The 19,540-nt window shown below is 62.6% G+C and carries 11 protein-coding genes and 1 pseudogene; 1 reads left to right on the top strand and 11 read right to left on the bottom strand.

Annotated elements, in window-relative coordinates:
- Position 1: 1 nt before the first annotated feature.
- The 4 genes from ACVK00_RS26470 to ACVK00_RS26455 all read right to left on the bottom strand — a co-directional run bounded on the left by ACVK00_RS26470 (position 2) and on the right by ACVK00_RS26455 (position 4,343).
- Positions 2 to 853, bottom strand: coding sequence for a carbohydrate ABC transporter permease (locus ACVK00_RS26470; RefSeq protein WP_284894128.1), 852 nt, complete (start codon positions 851 to 853; stop codon positions 2 to 4).
- Between the two features lie 11 nt (positions 854 to 864).
- Positions 865 to 1,782, bottom strand: coding sequence for a carbohydrate ABC transporter permease (locus ACVK00_RS26465; RefSeq protein WP_105832123.1), 918 nt, complete (start codon positions 1,780 to 1,782; stop codon positions 865 to 867).
- 99 nt (positions 1,783 to 1,881) lie between these two features.
- A complete protein-coding gene (locus ACVK00_RS26460) occupies positions 1,882 to 3,120 on the bottom strand; it encodes an ABC transporter substrate-binding protein (protein WP_284894126.1) in 1,239 nt (412 codons plus the stop codon).
- Between the two features lie 68 nt (positions 3,121 to 3,188).
- On the bottom strand, positions 3,189 to 4,343 hold the full coding sequence (locus tag ACVK00_RS26455; protein ID WP_284894125.1) for an ABC transporter ATP-binding protein: 1,155 nt from the start codon (positions 4,341 to 4,343) through the stop codon (positions 3,189 to 3,191).
- Between the two features lie 235 nt (positions 4,344 to 4,578).
- Here ACVK00_RS26455 and ACVK00_RS26450 point away from each other — a divergent pair, with 235 nt between their 5' ends.
- A complete protein-coding gene (locus ACVK00_RS26450; protein ID WP_175747043.1) occupies positions 4,579 to 5,592 on the top strand; it encodes a LacI family DNA-binding transcriptional regulator in 1,014 nt (337 codons plus the stop codon).
- A 377-nt stretch (positions 5,593 to 5,969) separates the two neighbouring features.
- On the opposite strand, the gene ACVK00_RS26445 is transcribed toward ACVK00_RS26450, so the two are convergent.
- The 7 genes and pseudogenes from ACVK00_RS26445 to ACVK00_RS26415 all read right to left on the bottom strand — a co-directional run bounded on the left by ACVK00_RS26445 (position 5,970) and on the right by ACVK00_RS26415 (position 19,426).
- On the bottom strand, positions 5,970 to 7,730 hold the full coding sequence (locus tag ACVK00_RS26445; protein WP_284894124.1) for a ShlB/FhaC/HecB family hemolysin secretion/activation protein: 1,761 nt from the start codon (positions 7,728 to 7,730) through the stop codon (positions 5,970 to 5,972).
- Between the two features lie 95 nt (positions 7,731 to 7,825).
- A complete protein-coding gene (locus ACVK00_RS26440; protein WP_284894122.1) occupies positions 7,826 to 8,299 on the bottom strand; it encodes an immunity 42 family protein in 474 nt (157 codons plus the stop codon).
- A 228-nt stretch (positions 8,300 to 8,527) separates the two neighbouring features.
- Complete coding sequence (locus tag ACVK00_RS26435; RefSeq protein WP_284894120.1) at positions 8,528 to 8,923, bottom strand: Imm41 family immunity protein; 396 nt, start codon at positions 8,921 to 8,923, stop codon at positions 8,528 to 8,530.
- Positions 8,924 to 9,204: 281 nt separating this feature from the next.
- Positions 9,205 to 9,333, bottom strand: a pseudogene (locus tag ACVK00_RS26430) (peptide transporter); the annotation flags it as partial.
- Positions 9,334 to 9,410: 77 nt separating this feature from the next.
- Entirely contained in the window at positions 9,411 to 9,797 is a 387-nt protein-coding gene (locus ACVK00_RS26425; RefSeq protein WP_284894119.1) for a hypothetical protein, read from the bottom strand.
- A 276-nt stretch (positions 9,798 to 10,073) separates the two neighbouring features.
- The gene (locus ACVK00_RS26420; protein WP_284894118.1) at positions 10,074 to 10,283 is read right to left on the bottom strand and encodes a CPCC family cysteine-rich protein; all 210 of its coding nucleotides are present in this window, start codon (positions 10,281 to 10,283) and stop codon (positions 10,074 to 10,076) included.
- Positions 10,280 to 19,426 carry a hemagglutinin repeat-containing protein gene (locus ACVK00_RS26415; RefSeq protein WP_456826966.1) on the bottom strand — a complete coding sequence of 3,049 codons (9,147 nt, stop codon included), beginning with the start codon at positions 19,424 to 19,426 and terminating at the stop codon, positions 10,280 to 10,282. Before ACVK00_RS26415 ends, ACVK00_RS26420 begins: the two co-directional genes overlap by 4 nt.
- Positions 19,427 to 19,540: the final 114 nt, after the last annotated feature.

Raw genomic sequence — 19,540 nt, 5'->3', positions numbered from 1 at the left:
ATCAGCCTTTCGTCGCGCCGAACGTGAGCCCCGCGACGAAGTGTTTCTGCATCGCGAAGAACATCAGCACCGACGGCAGCGCGGCGAGCACCGAGCCGGCCGACACGATGTTCCAGGCGGTCGTCCACTGCCCCTTGAGCGCGGCGACGCCGACGGTGATCGGCGCCGCGTCGTCGCCTTGCGTGAGGCACAGCGCCCAGAAGTAGTCGTTCCACACGAACGTGAACACGAGGATCGCGAGCGCCGCGAGCGCCGGCCGCACGAGCGGCAGCACGACGCGCCAGTAGATCGCCCACTCCGACGCGCCTTCGACGCGCGCGGCCTCGATCAGCTCGAACGGCAGCTCGCGGATGAAGTTGCGCAGGAACAGCGTGCAGAAGCCGGTCTGGAACGCGGTATGGAACAGCACCAGCGCCCATACGGTGTTGTACAGGCCGACGCCGAGCATGATCTGCCGCACCGGGATCATCAGGATCTGGATCGGCACGAAGTTGCCCGCGACGAACAGCCCGAGCAGCACGAGATTGCCGCAGAACCGGTAGTTCGCGAGCGCGTGCCCGGCGAGCGACGCGAGCAGGATCGACGCGGCGACCGACGGCACCGTGATCAGGATGCTGTTCGCGAAGTAATGCAGCATCGGCGTCTGCGTGAGCGCGGTGCCGTAATTCTCGACCAGCGCGAACTGCTTCGGCCAGTCCCAGTAATGACCGGCCATGATCTCGTCGGTCGAGCGGATCGACGTGACGAGCACCGCGAGCAGCGGCACGAGCCACAGCGCGAGCGCGCACGGCAGCGACAGCCGGTACAGCAAGCGTGCGGGACGTCCCCAGCGGGACATGGGCATCGGATACATGTTGGTTATCCTTATGATTCGACGCGCACCAGCTTGCGCAGCTGCCACACGATATAGACGAGCATGATCGCGAACAGCACGACCGCGATCGCGGCCGAATAGCCTTCGCGGTAATACTTGATCGCCTGGTCGACCATGAAGTACGCGAGCACGGTCGAGCTGTCGAACGGGCCGCCGCCCGTCATCACGGAGATCAGGTCGAAGCTGCGCAGCGCGCCGATCACGGTCAGCACCACCGCCATGAAGGTCGCGGGCCGCAACTGCGGCAGGATCACGTGCCACAGCAGCGTGAAGCCGCGCGCGCCTTCCATCCGGGCCGCTTCCACGATCTCGCCGTTGATGCCGGTGAGCCCGGTCAGGTACAGGATCATGCAGAACGGAATCTGCGGCCACAGCGCGGCGACGATCACGCCGTAGGTCGCATAGCGCGGATCGCCTAGCACCGGGATCCCGTGCCCGACGATCAGCTTCAGCAGCCCGAACGTCGGGTCGTAGAACCACGAGAACACCAGGCCGACGACGACGCCCGGCAACACGAACGGCGCGAAGAACAGCGACTTCACGAGCCGGATCCCGTAGACGTTCTGGTTCAGGTACAGCGCGAGCGCGAGGCCGAGCGGCGGCGCGGCGAGGAACAGTGCGAGCCACAGCACGTTGTTCTTCAGCGCGACGTAGAACGTATCGGACTGCAGCAGCTCGCGATAGTTGTCGAGCCCCGCGTACGTCATCGGCGTCATCCCGTCCCAGTGATGGAAGCTCAGCCAGATGCTGCTGACGATCGGATACAAGACGAACACGGTGAACAGCGCGAATCCCGGCAGCACGAACAGCAGCGCCGCGCGGTTGCGCCGGCGCGCGAGCGACGCGCGCGCATGCCGCTCGTGGCCGGCTTCGCGGCGCGCGGCGCTTTCGGACAGGCTGGTTGACATTGAGATGACCTTCGACGAAACGAGACGAAACGGACGAACCGGGCGTGGCGGTGACGACGCGGCGCCGGACCGGCGTGGCCGGCCCGGCCGCGTGCCTCGTTACTTCCGGTAGATGCGCTTGCGGGTCTGCTCGAGGCGCTGCAGGATCGCATCGAGCTGCGTCGGGTCGGACAGGAACTGCTGCATCGCCTTCATCCCCTCGTCCGCCATCTCCTTCGTCATGTCGCGGTCGTAGAACTGCGCGATGCCGCCGGGCGTCGTCGCGAGCGTGCGGAAGCCGATCTTCGAGATCGGGTCCTGCGGCTCGGGCGCCTTGTTGTTCGACGGCAGCTGCCCCATCCCCTTCGCGAACTCGCCGCTGATCGCCGGTTGCCCCATGAACGCGAGCAGGCGACGCGCGTCCGTCTTGTTGTGCGCCTTCGCCGGCACGATCAGCACGTTGACCGGACCGTCCTCCGCAAGCGGCACCGACGCATCGATCACCGGGAAGCGGAAGAAGCTGATCGGGTTGCGCGTCGCGCTCAGCAGGCCCGCCGAATACCAGGTGCCCATCAGCGTCATCGCGGCCTGGCCGTTGACGATCAGCGGGCTCAGCGAATCGACGTCGTAGGACAGCGCGTTGTCGATGAAATACTTGTCGTCGATCAGCTTCTTCCACGCCGCGTACACGGCACGCACCCGCGGGTCGGTATAGGCGACGTCGCCGGCCATCAGCTTCTGGTGGAACGCATAGCCGTTGATCCGAAGGTCGAGGTAGTCGAACCACGCGGCGAGCGTCCACGCGTCGCGCGCGGCCACCGCGATCGGCGCGATGCCGGCCGCCTTCAGCTTGCGACACGCATCGAGAAACTGCGTCCAGTCCGCCGGCTCGCCGTGAATGCCCGCCTTCTCGAACAGATCCTTGCGGTAGAAGAGGCCATACGCGTCATAGCCGAGCGGCAAACTGTAGAGCTTGCCGCCGTAGGTCGACGACTGCTTCACGGCCGCATACGTGTCGTTCCAGCCGTTCTTCTGCCAGTCCGCGCTCAGGTCCTCGATCAGCCCGCGCTTCGCGAAATACGCGAGCCGCTCGCCGTTGTTCCAGCTCAGCACGTCGGGCGGATCGGTCGCGAGCCAGCCGGACATCTGCACCTTGTACGCCTCCTCGCCGACGTAGCTGACCTTCAGGTCGATGTCCGGATTCGCCTTGTGGAACTGGTCGAACACCGCTTGCCACGTCGCGCGCTGGTTGCCGCGCGCGGCGACGTTCACCTTGAGCGTGCCCGCGTCGGCCGTCCCCGCGGCGAACGCCGCGGCAGTCGTCAGGGCAAGCAGCAGTCGGCTCGCACGAAGTCTCATCGTTGTCTCCTGGTATTGGTGTGATGTGATGGGTGCCGCGCCGCGCGCGGCGGATCGGCGCCGCGCCGCTAGGCGAATGCCGCTTCGGCGTGGATGGCCGGCAATGCGATACCGGCTTCGTCGAACAGGTGGCAGCACGACGGCGGCACGCTAAACGCATGACGCTCGCCGCGCCGCAGCGCAGCCTGGCCCGGCAGTTTCGCGAGCAGCGGCACGCCGCCGGGTTGATCGAGATGCACGTACGCGGCTTCGCCCAGTTGCTCGACCAGCGCGACGTCGCGCACGATCGCCGGCAGGTCGGCCTCGCCGGATCCCGCGACCGTCAGATGCTCGGGACGAATCCCGAGCGTCACGCGCGCGCCGCCGCCGACGTGGCGCGGCAACGGGCGATCGCGCAGCGTCAGCGTTTCGCCGGTGCCGTCCAGGCGCAGCCGGCAGCCGTGCGCATCGGCCGCCTCGACGAGCGCCGGCAGGAAGTTCATCCGCGGCGAGCCGATGAAGCCCGCGACGAAGCGGTTGGCCGGCCGGTGATACAGCTCGAGCGGCGCGCCGGCCTGCGCGATGCTGCCGAAGCGCGCGACGTCGTCGCCCGCGTGCAGCAGCACGATCCGGTCGGCCAGCGTCATCGCCTCGATCTGGTCGTGCGTCACGTAGACGGAGCTCGATTGCGTGAAGCGCGCGTGCAGGCGGGCGATCTCGACGCGCGTCTGGCCGCGCAGCGTCGCATCGAGATTCGACAGCGGCTCGTCGAACAGGAACACGCGCGGCTCGCGCACGATCGCACGGCCGATCGCGACGCGCTGCCGCTGCCCGCCCGACAGCGCTTTCGGCTTGCGATCGAGCAGTGCGTCGAGCTGCAGCACGCGCGCGGCCTCGGTCACGCGTCGGCGGATCTCGTCCTTCGGCGTGCCGGCGATGCGCAGCCCGAAACCGATGTTCTCGAACACGGTCATGTGCGGAAACAGCGCATAGCTCTGGAACACCATCGCGACACCGCGCTCGGCAGGCGGCGTGTCGTTCATGCGCGCACCGCCGATCCGCAGCTCGCCTTCGGTCACGTCCTCGAGCCCGGCGATCATCCGCAACAACGTGGATTTGCCGCAGCCCGACGGACCGAGAAACACGCAGAACTCGTGCGATGCGATCTCGAGGTTGACGTCGCGCAGCACCGGCGCATGGTCGCCGTAGCGCTTCGAGACATCCTTCAATGAAATGGCGGTCATCCCGCTCTCCTCTCCTGGGTCAGGCGCTTCGGATCGAAAAATTTAACCGCTTAAATTTCGGTGGCGCAGTTCGCCCGGTTCGCCGTACCATGTCGTCTCCTTCATCTGTTGTGTCGAGAAATTAGCGTATCGCCTGTCCCTGTGCAACTTGTGGGACGCACTCCCAGAATATGAGCAGACACTCCCCAGCTTCACTTCCGGCGCGTAGCGTCGCCCGCCCGGCCGCAGGTCGCGCATGGTGACGCTCGCGCAAGTCGCGCGGCGCGCGAACGTCACCGCGGCGACCGTCTCCAACGTGTTGCGCAATCCGCAGAAGGTGAAGCCGGCGACCGTCGAGCGCGTGATGGCGGCGATCCGCGAACTCGGCTATCGGCCGAATCTCACCGCGCGGGCGCTCGCCGAAGGCCGCACGTCGACGCTCGCGCTGATGCTGTCGAACATCACCAACCCGTTCTATCCGGAGTTCGTGCTGGCTGCCGAGCGCGAGGCGCGCAAGCGTGGCCATTACCTGCTCGTGTCCAATACGGACGACGATCCGGCGATCACGCGCAACTACCTCGAGCGGATCGCGGGGACGCTCGCGGCCGGCGCGATCGTGATGAACACCGATCTCGCCGAAGCCGAGCTCGCCGACATCGCGCGTCACGGCGCATCGATCGTGCTGTGCATGTGGGAGCACGTGCATGCATCGCGCACGCTGCCGTGCGTGACCGTCGATTTCGCGGCGGCGGGCGCGCTGGCGGCCGCGCATCTATCCGGATTGCGGCATCGCGCGTTCGGCGCGCTCGTCGGCAAGGGCTCGGGCGGCCCGCAGTCGGTGCGGCTGCGCGGCTTCGCCGACGAACTCGCGGCACGCGGCCATCCGGCGGATGCGCTGACGACCGTGTCGGCGCACGATTCGATCGAAGGCGGCTACGAAGCGGCCGCCGCGCTGCTGCGCGCGAAGCCCGGCCTCACCGCGCTGTTCGCGACCAACGACCTGATGGCGATCGGGGCGATGCAGGCGGCCGCCGATCTCGGCCTGCGCGTGCCGGCCGATCTGTCGGTGGTCGGCATGACCGATATCCAGCTCGCCCACCAGTTCCGCCCCGCGTTGACGACGGTGCGGTTCCCGACGTCGCAGATCGCCGCGCGGGCGATCGCGCTGACGCTCGACATGATCGACGGGATCGAACCGGCCGCGGCCGTGCATACGATCGGTGCGCCGGAACTCGTGGTGCGGGAATCGACGGGGGTGGTGAGGGATTGACGAGTCGACGCTGAGACAGGGGCGAATCCTTGGCGCCAGTCGATCGGGACACTTCCGTCGACGAGATCGGCTGAGAAAGCAGGGATACGAACAGATCGAGCTTTTGAGGGGTTTTTCTACCGGCGGTATGTCGACGGTGCGGCCAAAATAGCGTCGACACGTCGGGCATTCGAACCTCGGCGGTCGACCAATCAGGCGTGTTCTGAATCCAGCACTCGTGATATTGCGGCCGCAGCAACGGTGACAGCGGGGACGCGGCTCGTGGCTTTCGGACAATAGCGCGGCGATCTGCGCGGTCAGAAAGGCCGTCGGTTCTCGATCCTCGCCGGCGTCGTCTCCGGCGACGGCGGGCCGAGTATCGGATCGCCCCCCCTTCATCAGAACTGTGCCGTGACCTGGAAACCGACCGTTACCCGTGCCGTAGGAAACCCGGACGGCTTATAGATCGGCGTGCCAGCAAACAAGTCGTAACCGTAGGCACCCATTCGAGTCGCGACGCTGCCCTTCACGCCAATCACGGCGCCCGCCAGCTGCGTGCCGACGAGGGCGACCGGCTGCGGGCCCCACACGCGGCCGTAGTCGATGCCCGCATACACCGCCTGCCCGGTTTGACCGATCGGCGCCTGCAATTCGTTGCGCCAGTAGAAACCACGGGAGGCGGCCAGCATCGTCTCCCCGTCGAATCCGCGCACGGTGTAACGGCTGCCGATCGTCAGGTCATCGATGTAGTACAGCGTGTTGCCCGTGTACTGGCCGTGGAACGTCGTCACGTAGCGGAACGGCTGTTGCGAGATTGCGAACGGCACCGACAGATTCGCGTCAAGCACGGCCATCTTGTAGCGGTAGGTCGGGCCACCGTCTGCTGCGAGGCTGTCGCCCTGCGCGCCGAACGCGCCGATACCCTGCCGGTACGCGAGCGTCCCGTCGAACTGCGCGTTGCCGAAATAATGACGATCGGTCAGGCCGAACTCGACGAACGTGTTGTTGCGGCGCTGCTGCGGAATTTCCGTGTCTTCGATGAAGCTCTGGCCGAACCGGCGCGACAGGCGGAACTGCGCGCCGAACACGTCGTTCTGGCTGCGCGACAGCACGCGGTTCAGCTTGAAATCGACCGTCTTCGAATTGCCGCTCGCGACGAACGTCTGGTTCACGCCGGCGATCTGCTGGTAGTACGTGTTGGTGTACGCCGATAGCGTCGCGGTCCAGTAGCCCCACGGGATCGAATAAAAACCGTTCCAGCCGTGCGAACCAAGTCGCTTGTCGCCGAATTCGAGGTCCTGGCTCACGCCGATATTGAAGATGTCATTCAGGCCGAGCGGATTGTCGATACCGAGAGACAAATTGCCCTGAAGCCGGCCCGTCGCGCGCGTGCCCGAGTTGTCGATCGACGCGACGACCGTCCACGGTTTGCCGCGCTTCACGTCGAGTACGACATCGCTTTCGCCCGGCACGTCGGCGGGGACGATCTGCATCGACACGTCCTGGCTCGTCACGCGCTTCATTTGCTCGAGGCCTTGTTCGAGATCGCGCAGGTTCAGCAGTTCGCCGTCGCGCGTCGGAAAGGCAGTTTTCCACGTGCCGCGGAGTTTTTCGTCGACGAAGCGCACATGGCGGATTACGCCGGGAATCAGTGAAAACTTGAGAGTGCCGGTAGACAGGTCCTGTTCGGGCACAAGCACGCGCGTGGTGACATACCCGCGCGCAAGGATCGCTTGCGACAGGCCCTTGACCAGCACATCGATGCCTCGCTTGCCGACGCACGCACCCGAGTAATGTTCGAGCCATTCGCGTGCGAACGCGAAGCGATCCATCGGCAATGCCGACGCGCCTTGCGCCTTCGCTGCGCTGGGCAACGCGTCCGGTACGTCCAGCGCAAACCGGTCGATCCGAAAACAGGGCGTTTCGGCCGGAATCGCGGGATACGCTTCGACACTCGGCACCTCGGAACGAACCGAAGGCGCGTGCACCGCAGCGTCGCGCTGCTGTGCGTCGCGTTGCTGTTGCGCTTGGCGATCCTGCTCCGCGTTCGCGCGCGCGGCAGTAGCCTGGTCGACGGGCGTCGGGGCTTGCTGCGCCTGCACGGTGATCGCCATCAACGCGGCGAACGGCATGGTCGCCAGCTGTTTAATTATTGTCATTTGGTGGTTAGTTTTAATGCCGGCCCATCAAGGATCGGCGCAAGCGCGCCGTCTGGGTTCGGCGCGTGGCGAACCCCTGCGTGTAATCAGTCCGTCTATACCGGAAACATCTCAATCGCGCCCCTCACGACCTCTTGAAATTCGCCGCGTTTCAAAATAACTTGCCGAACACTGCTGAGGTCATCCTTAACACCAGCGATTAACTTCGCCTGCCCTCCAAGCTCCACAAGAAATAGGTAATATCCTTCATCGGAGAGGCTTTCCGGTGATACGAGATGCGTGAAATCACTGACTTCGGCTTCCGAATCAAGGGAAGGAAAGGCGAGTTCGCAAAGCCGGCCATATGCAGAATTCGAAGGTAAATTAAACATTTCCTCACTTTCGACAGGATGATTCATGGAGTGCAGCAGACTTAGGCTACGAATATCAACTCCGAGCGTAGACCGCAGGGACCAAATTAATTCTCCTGCGATGAAGCAGCCAAAGCATCCATTATTGAAACTATCGCTCGACCAAGATTCAACCGAGTCGAACCAAATGGCGAACGCATCAGGGTTACCAGATAGCATTTATTTCCTTTTAAATCCGATCGATGGTCTTCCGTCGATCGAAATCTTAGCAGCCTTCGCCGCAGTGAATTTCTTTCGCCAATAATTATTTTTTACCCGTCTTTCAATCGATATACCACTCTAGGTCGTCGGCTACTCTTTGTGCACACACAGGATCACCATCGGTCAAGCCGCGTGACAGCGCCAAGTCCCGCAATAGCGTTCCGATTCGATTCAGTTCCATATACCTCAATCTCCCGCTTTACTCGCGAGCAATGGATTTCTATCATTGAAGTACACTTCTTGATCCGGCATTTTCCTGACGAAAAATCCTGCGAAGACCATGCGGATTCGCTCGCGCAAATCATATACCTTATCGAGATCAATGTTTTCTATCTCGTACGAATCGTTCTGGTCGAGATGAGAACAAATAGCATTCGTCACCAAATCGAAAATATGAAAAACTTCCGCGTACAGATCGACTGCGATCGTCCCTTCGTGGGCGAGTGCATACAACGCCGACTCCAGTAGCCAATATTGTTCGTCTTCCCAGATTCCTCGCTCGTGCAAGACACCAGAAAAGGATTTTTCGTCGTAGGCAGGCGATGCGAAGACATTTTTTTTAACAATATCTCTCGGGTCCAATCTTTCGCTCCGTTTTGCATTTCACTTGATCTTAATCCTGCGCCCCTGCCCTGCGTCTGTCTTATCTAAAACGCGGGAGCGGAATTAAGCGGCGCTCAGCCGGAGCGTTGTACTTGCGTCGGTGCGAACACTGGCAACGCCACGGGGACGGCGCGGAGACGGCTCGTGACGCCACGACAACAGCGCAGTGATTGACGTGGTCGGAAAATCCGTCGGTTCCCGATCCTCGCCGCCGCCGTCCCCGACGACGACGGGCCGAGTATCGGATCGCGCTTCCTTCTTCAGAACTGTGCGGTGACCTGAAAACCAACCGCCACGCGTGCCGTAGGAAACCCGGACGGCTTGTAGATCGGCGTGCCGGCAAACAGGTCGTAACCGTAGGCACCCAAGCGAGTCGCGACGCGGGATTTTTGTTGGCCTCTCGCATTCTTATGAATTGACCTATTAATAAACCAGCTCGCTGATTTATCCCCTTGATTTTATCAAGTCATTCCTTAAACCCATATTCGGTCGGAATTTTCCAATCATCACTCGGAAACTCAGGCCAACCGAAGCGAGGATCGGCATAAGATTTTTTTACATCATGCATTAAGCCATCAAAGAAACCCGACAGGCCCTGAAGAGAAATTCCAGCGTGGATTAATCCAGCTTTTGCCGTCAACTTGTCCCCCTTATTCATGGCGGACTCATACAGGTCTAGGGTATCCCGAACGCGACCTATTTCTCTCGCGAACAATTCATCTTGATCCCTCTTCCAATTGATATACCACTCCAGATCGTCCGCTTCTTCGTTGTACGCACGCAGATCAGCATCGGTCAAGCCGTGTGACAGCGCCAAGTCCCGCAACAAGGTTTTGATTCGATTCAGTTCCATAGCTCTCACTTAACGTTAATCCTGCGTCCTTGTCCTGCATTCGTTTTGGACTGGTTCACCGTCCCGTCCGAGTTTCTCGGAAAACGCTGCGCTAATGAGACGTTCGTCATATCGATATCCCGGTCTTCGATACGGATCTACCGTTGCATGGTCTTGCGGCCAGCGAAGCACATACTCCGCGCCATCTTATGAGCAGGAACGGGTTCGCGAGTCAGTCCCATCAGTTACGCCAATGCGGTTGTGACACTTTTCCGAATTCGCGAGATGGATTTCCTTTTAATGCACCTTTGTTTTTGTTGTCTGCCAATGCTTGCGAGCCTCATTAAGGCTACTTTGGTTAGCACCGCCTGCGAATGTCGGATCATCTGATTGAACCGGATCGTCCTCCCAGCCGCACACTGGGCAGATTTCATAATCGCCTCGTACACCTATGGTCGGACTCTCGCAACATGGGCAGGGTAAGTAACTCGCCTTTTCTGTCGTCATTGCTTATTCCAATATTCCATTCCAGCTGTGGGTTTGAACATCGTCTTTGGTGCACCGTCTTTGTTTTTCGATGCAAATATGTTCGTCGCAGGATCGTAATACAATGTATCACCATTTGGTCGCGTTTTCGTCAACGTTCCCGCGGGCGGATTATTTACGAAGTCCTGTGCCGCCTGAACATACTGCACCGAGTTCTGATAATCGGGGAACTCTCCACCGTGCTTGGTCGAATGACCGTACGCGTTTTCAACGGGCGACTTATCCTTTGTCGAAGACCAGAAGGAGCTGTTCCCGCCATCTCCGCCCGCCATCGTAAAGACGTAATCGACCAGATTTTTGACTTGATCGGGAATGATCGCCGTGATCCATTCGCCGACCGTCTTCGCATCCGGCATCGGATAGATCAACGAACCGGTCGGCTTGATCGTCGGATCAAGTGCCGTGGCCGGATCCGCAATCACGCCGTCGCCTTTTTTACGCTGCTCCCCGAAATACCCGCCCATGCCTTGTGGCACATCCTGCGGGCCGGTGACGGTTCGCCCAAACGAGACTTGGTTGTTCTCCACCTCGATTTTGCCAGCACCGGCCGCCGTGGCCACATTCTGGCCCGACACGGCCGCGACGCCGGCAACCAGGCTGGCCACCAGATTGTCGCGCGCTTCGCGCTCCGATGCCGACAGGTTCGTCGACGGCGCGAGCAGACTGCCGAGCACGGAGCTGGTCGCAGCGCCCATTGCGCCCGCACCGCAGCTCTGGCTGCCGGCGGCCGCGCCGGCACATCCGACAATCGCATGAAGTGCCGCACGCGCTTCTTCGCTGCCGAGGTTGTCGGCAATCTGCTTTACCTGGTTCGCACCCAGCTCTTGCAAATAGGCCACTGTGGCGTTCTGCGCGAATTGGCCCAGGCCACCCGTCACATTGCCGCCTGCAGCTACCGACAGGGCCGTAAGCACCTGACGATACGTGCCGCTCGGTCCCCAGTTGGCGTTCAGTTCGTTGGCGCGCTGCTGGGCGGCCGCGCGTTCCTCCGGCGTCAGATTCGGGTTATTTGCCGCGGCCTTTGCTGCGTCCGCTTCGGCCGCGCGATTCGCGACGAATGTCCCGGCCTGATTGATAAACTGACTCGTAATGTCGAAGCCGGCCTGAATCTTGTCCTTGTCGAAGATCGGCGCGAGCGCACCACCGGTATTCGCCGTATCGCGATTGACGCTGGCGACCGCTTCGGCGGCCGTCTGCCCCGTCAATTGCTGCTGCTTCGCACCGTCGGTGATGGTAATGGCGCCGCCACTGATACCGCTCTTCGTGGTCGAATTCGCATCGCCGGACGCACTGAGGGCCACCGGCGGCGCTACCTGCAATCCGCCGTCGCCTTTCGGCAGCGTCGTCCCCGGCACCGGGTTCACGTTGGTCGCCGTGCCTTTCTGATCCTTGCCGATTTGCCCGCCGAACCCGCCAGACAGTCCGATCGAAGACGCGTCGTACGACGCATGGTTTTCGATATCGCTGTGCGTGAGCGTCGCCGTCGTCAAGCTGTTGACGCCGTCCTGGACGGCTTTGTCGCTGCTCGCGATGACGCCACCCTTGAGATCAGTGTTGCCTTTGACGTTGACCTGGAATCCGCCGTCGCCGGCCTTGATGCCGGACTGCTCGCCTACGGCCGCGTAGTCGCTGTGCATTTTCTGCTGGCTGAAGTTCGCCGCCGCGCTCGACGAACCGCCATAACAGAAGGGCGGCACACAGACGCTGACCGACACGCCGGCGCTTTGCTGCTTGGAATCGTAATGGTCCTTGTCCTGCAAGCTCTCGACATTCAGGTTACCGCCCACGTCGGCCACAACCTGCTTGCCCGACACCACGGCGCCCTTCAGATTCGTATCGCCACCTGATTTGATCGTCAGCGTATCGCCTGCGGTGACATGCGTGTTCGTCCACGTCGTCGAATCGCCGTCCGCGTGTCCACGATTGCCGGCTACACCCGCATTGAGTGAGAAACCGTTTTGCGAGCCGACGGTAAATGCAATACCCACCGACGCGCTCGATCCGCTGTTGGTGGAATGCTGGCTGCTGGTGCTCTGAGCAGCTTGCAGGTTCACGTTGCCGTCGGCTGCCAGCAGCGCCTTGTTCCCGGCCGACACCGTGCTGCCGATCACATTGATATTGCTGTCGGCGCCTGCCCCCGACGCTGCGATCGTGACGTTCCGACCTGCCGACAGCGTGCTGCCGACGGCCGTGCTGGCCTGCGCTTGCGACTGGCTGTCGCTCTTGCTTGCGCCCAACGAAATACTGACCCCGACGCTCGTCGGCGATTGCGCCGGGTTACCGCTGGTCGCGCCATCATAGAGGTTCTTCGCCGCGAGCCCGGTGGTGGCCGCTGCCAATGCCGTCAGGCGGGGATCGCCATTGGTGTGCTGCGCGGCTTCGGCCATTTGCCGGCCCGTCTGTACCGCGGCCACAACCGGATTGGTGAATCCGACCGACAGGCCGGCTTGGCGGAACTGTTGCTGCTCCGCCTGGCTCATCGTGTCGTAAGCCGAATCGATCGTGACGGTCTTGCCCACCACGGCGAGATCGTTGCCGGCATGGAGAAGACTACCGGTCGCATGCACATCGTTGCCGGCGCTCACTGTCAGATTGCCGTCGAGCGCGCCGATCGCGCTGCCGTTGTTCTTTACACTGGCGGACTGCTGCTTGTCCGATTGCGAGCGCGAACCAATCGAAACCGACAAACCTCCATTCGACAGCAGGCCGGACTCCTGCTTTTCGTAGTAGGTGGACGACTGGATCGTATCCTGCGAGGTCTTGATGTTGATGTCGCGCGTGGCCTTCAAGGTCACGTCGTTCGTGCCGACGATGTTGCTGCCCGTCACGTTGATGTCGCGGCCGCTCGCGACCGTCACACCATCCGCCGAGATCGTGCTGCCCTGGCTGTAGGTTGCCGTCTGGTCGATCCCGCTCGCGACCTTCGAGCCGCTCACCACATTGCTATGGCTGTGGGTCTCGTGCGAATTCAGTTCGTGCGTCTCGGTTGCCGCGCCGATATTCACGTCGCCAGCCGCGAGCAGGTTCGCATTGCCCTTGTCGAGGCTGATCGTGCTGCCGGAGAGCATGATGTCCTTGCCCGACACGATATTGACCGTATCACCGCCCTTGAACGTCGTCCCGGTCAGCGCCTGATCGGACGTGTGCAGCGTCTCCGCGTAACTGCCGTGACTGTCGCTACCCGAACTGTTGCTGTTCACCGTCGACGTCGCGCTCGCCGCGCCGAGCGTCACATTACCCTTGGCCGCGATCGTGCCACCCTGGCCGAGGTCGAGCTGCGCCCCCTTGGCCGTCAGGTCGCCGCCAACGCCGATCATCGACTGCCCGCCGACCGTCACCGAGCTCCCGACCACCTTGTTGATGTCAGTATTCGACACCCCATTCGCGCGCTGCACGATCTTGTGCTCGCCCGTCTGCACCGCGCCGAGGTCCCAGTTACCGCCGACATTCATGCCGAGATTGCCGCCCACCGACAGGTTGCCCGCGTTCTGCTGAAAGTTGCCGCCGGTCACAATCACTGCGTCGCCGGCGACATCCAGCTTCGCAGTCGGCCCGAGCGTGGTCACCACGCTCGTCGCACCGTCGCGGCTCACGCGTGTGTTCGTCTTCGTCGCCGTGTCGAGAATCAGGTCCTTCCCGGCATCCAGTTGCAGGCTGCCAGCCTTCACGTTCGCCGACGTCAGATTGATATTGTTCTCGGTCTTCAGCGACATCAGCCCGCCGCTTTGCAAGGCGCCGAACGCGTTGTCGATCTGCTTGCCCTGGATCGCCAGCGTATTGTCCGCCTTGATCGTGCCGCTGTTCGTGAATGACTGCGCGTTCTGGAAATCGATGTTCGTCGCGCTGATCAACGGGCCGTCGATATTCTGCTGGCTGGCCTTCGCGAGATACACAACCGGCACGAGCACCGACTGACCGTCGACCACGCGCGTTTCCATCATGATCACGTTGCTGGTCAGCTTCGACACCTGATCTGCCGACAGACTCGCACCGATCGGCAGATCGAGCGACTTCGACAGGCCCGCACCGGCCGCCATCAGTGACTGATACATCGTCTGCAGGTCCGCATACGGTCCGAGCACCGCCTTGCCCGTCAGCGCGGTGACTTCGTTGCGCACGAGCTGCTGTTCGTAGAAACCGTCACCGAGGCGCTTCGGAATGTGCGTGAGGTCGACGCCGAGCTGGCCGAAGAAGTAGTCGCTCGAAATGAAATTCTTCTGATTCGTGAACGCCGGGTTCGTCTCGATCACGTAGCTTGCGTTCGGCGTGGTGGTCGGTTTGAACAGCCCGCCCTGCGGAATCGTGAGGTTGTTGAGCACGTTCAGCGCCGTCGCACTCGCGATGATCGGGTCGACCGGCGCAGGCGGACCTCCATGCACCGACGACGCACCTGATTTCGCGCCACTCGCGTTCCCGCTCAAATTGGTCGGTGTGAGACCCGGCACGGACTGACCGGGCAGCAAACCGAGCGACGGAATCGATGCGTTGCCGGCCGTGTTGTTGACGCTGCCACCCGTACCCGAAATCGTGCCGTTCGAGCTCATCGTCGAAAAGTAGCCCGGCAGCGTGTAGTCCTTGATCGACGCCGGCGCCGCCTGCGTGTAGCCGCCCGGGCGACTACCGACGAACGGCGCATTGCCGAACGGCAATTGCCAGTCGTGTTCGCTGTTGTCGTAGTTGTTGTAGTGATATTGCCCAGAGTACGACACCGACACGCCCGGCAGTTTCTGACCGGACGCCGCCCAGCCATCCGCGTCATAGCTCCCCGGCATCTTGATGTCGCCGACGGCCGCAATGTTGCTCCAGTAGTTTTGCAGCGTGCCGACCAACGATGCATCGATCTTGCCGCCCGATACGATCTGGGCGGCCGGACTGATGTCGGTCACGGTCGTCGCCGTGGCGCTGTCCGCGTAGTAGGTCGTGAACTGATATGTGCTGTTCCACTGACCGCCATGAGGCGGCTCGGTGTAGACGCCGCCGATGCTGTCCGGGTCCTTCACGCCTATCCGGCCCGTGCGGCCGCTGATCGCAATACCGAACTGCCCGAGCAGCGATGGATCGATCGAGCGGGTCGAGGTCTTCATCACGCGCCGCGTGCTCGTCACCTTGTCCGCGTGCAATTCCATATCACCGCCAGACTGGATCAGGGCCGACACGTTATTGACCAGCGCCGCGTTCGTGTAATTGCCGCTCGCGTCCTTGCCGCCTGCCAGCACCACCTTGCCCATGCCGAAGATGGCCGTCGTCGCCATCGAGTCGGTCGCGGTCGTGTCGTCGCGGTTTTCGATGTCGTGCGCGAGGATTTCGAGTGTGCCGTTGCTGTCCGACGCACCGATCAGCGCAGTCGGGCCGAGGTTCGAGATCGTATTCGTCGCGTTGAGCGAGGCGCTGGCGCCGACGAGCGCGCCCGTGTTCGTCAGGTTGGTCGATTGCGTGTGCAGCAGGCCGCCAGCGGTCAAGGCACCCGCGTTGACGATGTTGCCCGCGTTGACGCTCAGGTTGTGGACCGACTGCAGGTTCGCGTTGTTCGTGAAGGTGCCGGGCAACGTGAAGGCAAGATCGTGACCGACGTTGAACTGCGTGTCCGATGCCGCCGTGTAATCGCCCTGCAGGTTCACGTTGGCGTCATGCGTCGCGCTATATGTCCCGCCGCCTTGCAGCGTGGCCGCCGCGACAGACAGGTCGTGCGTCGAGCTGATCTGGCCATTCGTGTTGGTGATCGCGCCGGTCGTCGTGACGTGCACGTCGCCGTTCGAATTCGTGACGTTGCCGATGGTGCCGCCGCTGTTGTCAACGGTGTTCGCGTTGACGTGCAGCGAGCCGCCGCTGAGCTGGCCGCCTTGCGTGTTGCTGATCGACGCTGCGCCGATCGTCACATCGCCGTTACCGGTGATCGCACCCATGCCGGACACGCCACCGGCATGGCTGTTCGCGATCTGGCTGCCGCCTTGCACCGTCATCTTGCCCGCACCGAGGTCGACAATAACGCCATCCGCGTTGTCAATCGACGCCGATTGAATATCGAGCGTGCTGGTGTCGCCCGCGGTCGACTGCCCCGCCTGAACGTGACCGCCTCGGTTCGACAGCGCACCGCCGTTCGTCAATGACAGCGACGCGTCCGATCGCAACAGGCCCTGCGCGTTGTTGACGTCGCCCGCGATCGTGGCGTTGATGCCGCGCTGCGCGGCAAGGATACCGCTCGCGTTGTTCCAGGTAGCCACGTTGACGATGGCATGCCCCTTCGTCACGATGGTGCCCGACGCGTTGTTCAGTGCGCTCGATCCGTTGCCCGGTGCGATCGTCAGCGTGCCCGTGCCGGCATGCGTAATGGTGCCGCCCGCGTTGTTCAGCTCGGCCGGCTTGAGCGTCAGGTCGGTGCTGTTGGTCTGGATCACGCCCGCGGCCGAGTTATCGAGCGTGCCGCTGACGTTGATGCTCATCGCCGACGAGCCGTATTGCGTGATCGTGCCGCCGTGGTTGACGAGGTTTGCGGCCGTCAGCGCAAGCTGATTGGCCTCGAGCTTGCCACCACTGTTGTCGAGCGTTGAATCGGCAGTGACCGACAGGTTCGGCGCGACGATCGATCCGCCCTGATTCGTCATAACGCCTGTGTGGATCGTCGCGTTCGTGCTGGCGCCGATCTGGCCACCGTCGTTCGTCAGCGTACCGCTGGAGACACTCACGTCCGTGTTCGACAACAGCTTGCCGTTCGCGTTGTTCAGCGTGCCGGCGACGGTTGCCGCCAGTCCTGTCTGCGCGTTGATCGAGCCCGACGTGTTATTCAGCGCGCCGGTTTGTGCGACGACGCGCCCGTTGCTCGCGATCGAACCGCCCACGTTCGACACCGAGCCTGTCCCGCTGCCAAGCGTCAGTGTGCCAGTGCCGGCATGTGTGATTGTGCCGCCGTCGTTGACGATCGCCGTCGGCGCAAGCGTCAGGTCGATACTGTTGGTTTGCAGCGTGCCGCCATTCGAGTTGTCGAGCGTGCCCGACACATTGACGGCCATCGGGCCAGCCCCGGTCTGCGTGATCGTGCCGCCGTGATTCACGAGGCTCGTCGCATTCAGCGACATCTGGTCGGCCTGCACTGAGCCGGCGCTGTTGTCGAGCGTCGTTGCGCTAACCGTTGCCGTATTGCCGACGATCGAGCCGCCATTGTTCGTCAACTGAGCGCCGGCATCGACCGTGATGTTCCGCGCGGCCTGCAGCGTGCCGCCACCGTTGTCGATTGACTGGCCCGCGACACGCAGATTCGTGTTGGACGTGATCGCGCCGCGGTTGACAACGTTTGCGCCGCGAACCGAAACATCGCCGTTGCCGCCGATGACACCGCCTCGCGCGCCGTTCGCGGTGGTACCTGCAGCATTGATCAATTGGCCGCTGGTCGCTACCGACAAGCCATCACCGTTGAGCGACGTGATCCGGCCCGCGGTGTTATCGAGTGACACACCGGCCACCGTCATGCCCGCCGCGCTTTGGATCGTGCCCTGGTTGTTCGCGATAGCACCGCCATGTATGTCCGCCGTACTTTCGGAGACCAGTTCACCGGACTGGTTGGCGATCTGGCCGGCCACGTTGACCGACAGCGGGCCTTGCGACGATACCTTGCCGCCCTGATTCGACAGGTTGCCGCCGGTCAGCGTCGTGCCGCCGCCACTCGACAGGCTGCCGTGATCGTTGATTACCGTGCCGGATGCATTCGCCTGAATGGCGCCTTGTGCGCTCGTCGTCGCGTTCGACAGGTTCACGTCGCCAGCCGTCGCGTTGAGCGACAGACTGCCGTTTACCGCAGTCTGGCTGCCGGCCAGATTCACGTTGCCACCGGTCAGCGACGCATTGCCGCCCGCGACGTTCTGACCCGTCGCGGTCAACTGCCCCGACGCGGTCAGATTCAGGTCACCGCTGTGCGCGACGGAACCGTCGTTGTTCACGCCTGCACCGAGCGTGCCGGTCGAATTGACGCTACTGGCATTCACCGTCGTATTCTGCTGCGCCGCGAGCGTCCCCGTGTTCGCAATATCAGCGCTTGTGTTGGCCGACAGCGATTGCTGCGCATACGTCGTGCCGCTGTTCTGGATGCCGCCTGCGGCGGACAGCGCGAGGTTGCCACTCGCCGTGGTCTTACCCGTCAGCACAAGGCGGCCGTTCGACTGCAGTGTGAGATCACCCGCCTGGGCCGCAATCGTACCGGCGTTGGCCACCCCCACGCCGTTCTCGTTCGATGCGAGGAAAATCCGATTGCTATACATGCCACCCAACTGACTCACGTCGATAGCGACCGACGGGGCGGGGCCGTCGCCGGCGATCGGCGTCGCGGCAAGCGTGTCGTGGTTGACCTGGCTCGCGCCGGCGATCACGTTCAGATTCTTCGCGTAGACGGCCGCGTTCACCTGCACCGCGCGCGCAATCAGATCGACCTGATCGATATTGGCGGCGTTCAGGCCCGCGCCTGCGACGGTCACGAGGCCGCGGTTAACGTTGTAGCCGGCGAGCGACCCATCGGCGCCATAAAACGGCACGCCGGTTGTCAGGGTCGCGCGACTGGTATTGAGAAAGCCCCCGCCGTCGACAAAGATGCCGGACGGGTTAGCCAGGACCAGTTCCGCACGGGCGCCCGCTATCTCGACTGTGCCGCGGATTTGAGATGGGTTCGGACTGTTGACCTGGTTGACGATGATCCGCGCGGCCTGTCCGGCTCCGTAGTTCGGGTTGCCGTTGATCCAGCCCGCCTGCTGCGTCTGAACCATCGTGGCCGAGTTGTTCAGGATCGCGCCGGGCTTTTGTACGTCGAACTGGTTGTAGGTGTTGACTGATACGCCTGCACTCGACGGACGCGCCACGTTGACTTGTGGCAAACCGTTCGGCGTCTGGATCACCTGCGTGCTGGTGCCCGGCGTCGGAACGATCTGCGCATCGGACAAGACGGGCAGCATGCCAAGTACGGCAACGCCGGCCGCAACGGCGCGCGTGCCGGACGCCGATGAACGCGGTCGCGCGCGCGCCTCGCCCGTTGCCGATTTCCCCTCGGCCGTTGCCGTCTCCGCGACGGCCACCACCATACCCCGAAGCCTGGAATACACCAGGCGGTGCGTATTCTTATTCATTCTCGTCGGCGCGGCCCCGCGCCCAATCGTTGGTTATTGAGCGCGAGCTTACCGAAACATCAAAAAATGACTGTCAGAAATTGCCAAGTCATTGAAGGAAAGCCACAAAATTCG

The organism is Burkholderia sp. PvR073, assembly GCF_054055695.1.
The sequence above is the reverse complement of the archived record's forward strand: the minus strand, read 5'-3'. Positions and strand labels throughout refer to the sequence as shown.

Excerpts from the sequence above, each read along its gene's own strand:
- ACVK00_RS26415 (WP_456826966.1), bottom strand. The coding sequence starts at position 19,426 with ATGAATAAGAATACGCACCGCCTGGTGTATTCCAGGCTTCGGGGTATG.
- ACVK00_RS26425 (WP_284894119.1), bottom strand. The coding sequence starts at position 9,797 with ATGGAACTGAATCGAATCAAAACCTTGTTGCGGGACTTGGCGCTGTCA.
- ACVK00_RS26470 (WP_284894128.1), bottom strand. The coding sequence starts at position 853 with ATGTATCCGATGCCCATGTCCCGCTGGGGACGTCCCGCACGCTTGCTG.
- ACVK00_RS26455 (WP_284894125.1), bottom strand. The coding sequence starts at position 4,343 with ATGACCGCCATTTCATTGAAGGATGTCTCGAAGCGCTACGGCGACCAT.
- ACVK00_RS26450 (WP_175747043.1), top strand. The coding sequence starts at position 4,579 with ATGGTGACGCTCGCGCAAGTCGCGCGGCGCGCGAACGTCACCGCGGCG.
- ACVK00_RS26465 (WP_105832123.1), bottom strand. The coding sequence starts at position 1,782 with ATGTCAACCAGCCTGTCCGAAAGCGCCGCGCGCCGCGAAGCCGGCCAC.
- ACVK00_RS26440 (WP_284894122.1), bottom strand. The coding sequence starts at position 8,299 with ATGCTATCTGGTAACCCTGATGCGTTCGCCATTTGGTTCGACTCGGTT.
- ACVK00_RS26420 (WP_284894118.1), bottom strand. The coding sequence starts at position 10,283 with ATGACGACAGAAAAGGCGAGTTACTTACCCTGCCCATGTTGCGAGAGT.
- ACVK00_RS26460 (WP_284894126.1), bottom strand. The coding sequence starts at position 3,120 with ATGAGACTTCGTGCGAGCCGACTGCTGCTTGCCCTGACGACTGCCGCG.
- ACVK00_RS26445 (WP_284894124.1), bottom strand. The coding sequence starts at position 7,730 with ATGACAATAATTAAACAGCTGGCGACCATGCCGTTCGCCGCGTTGATG.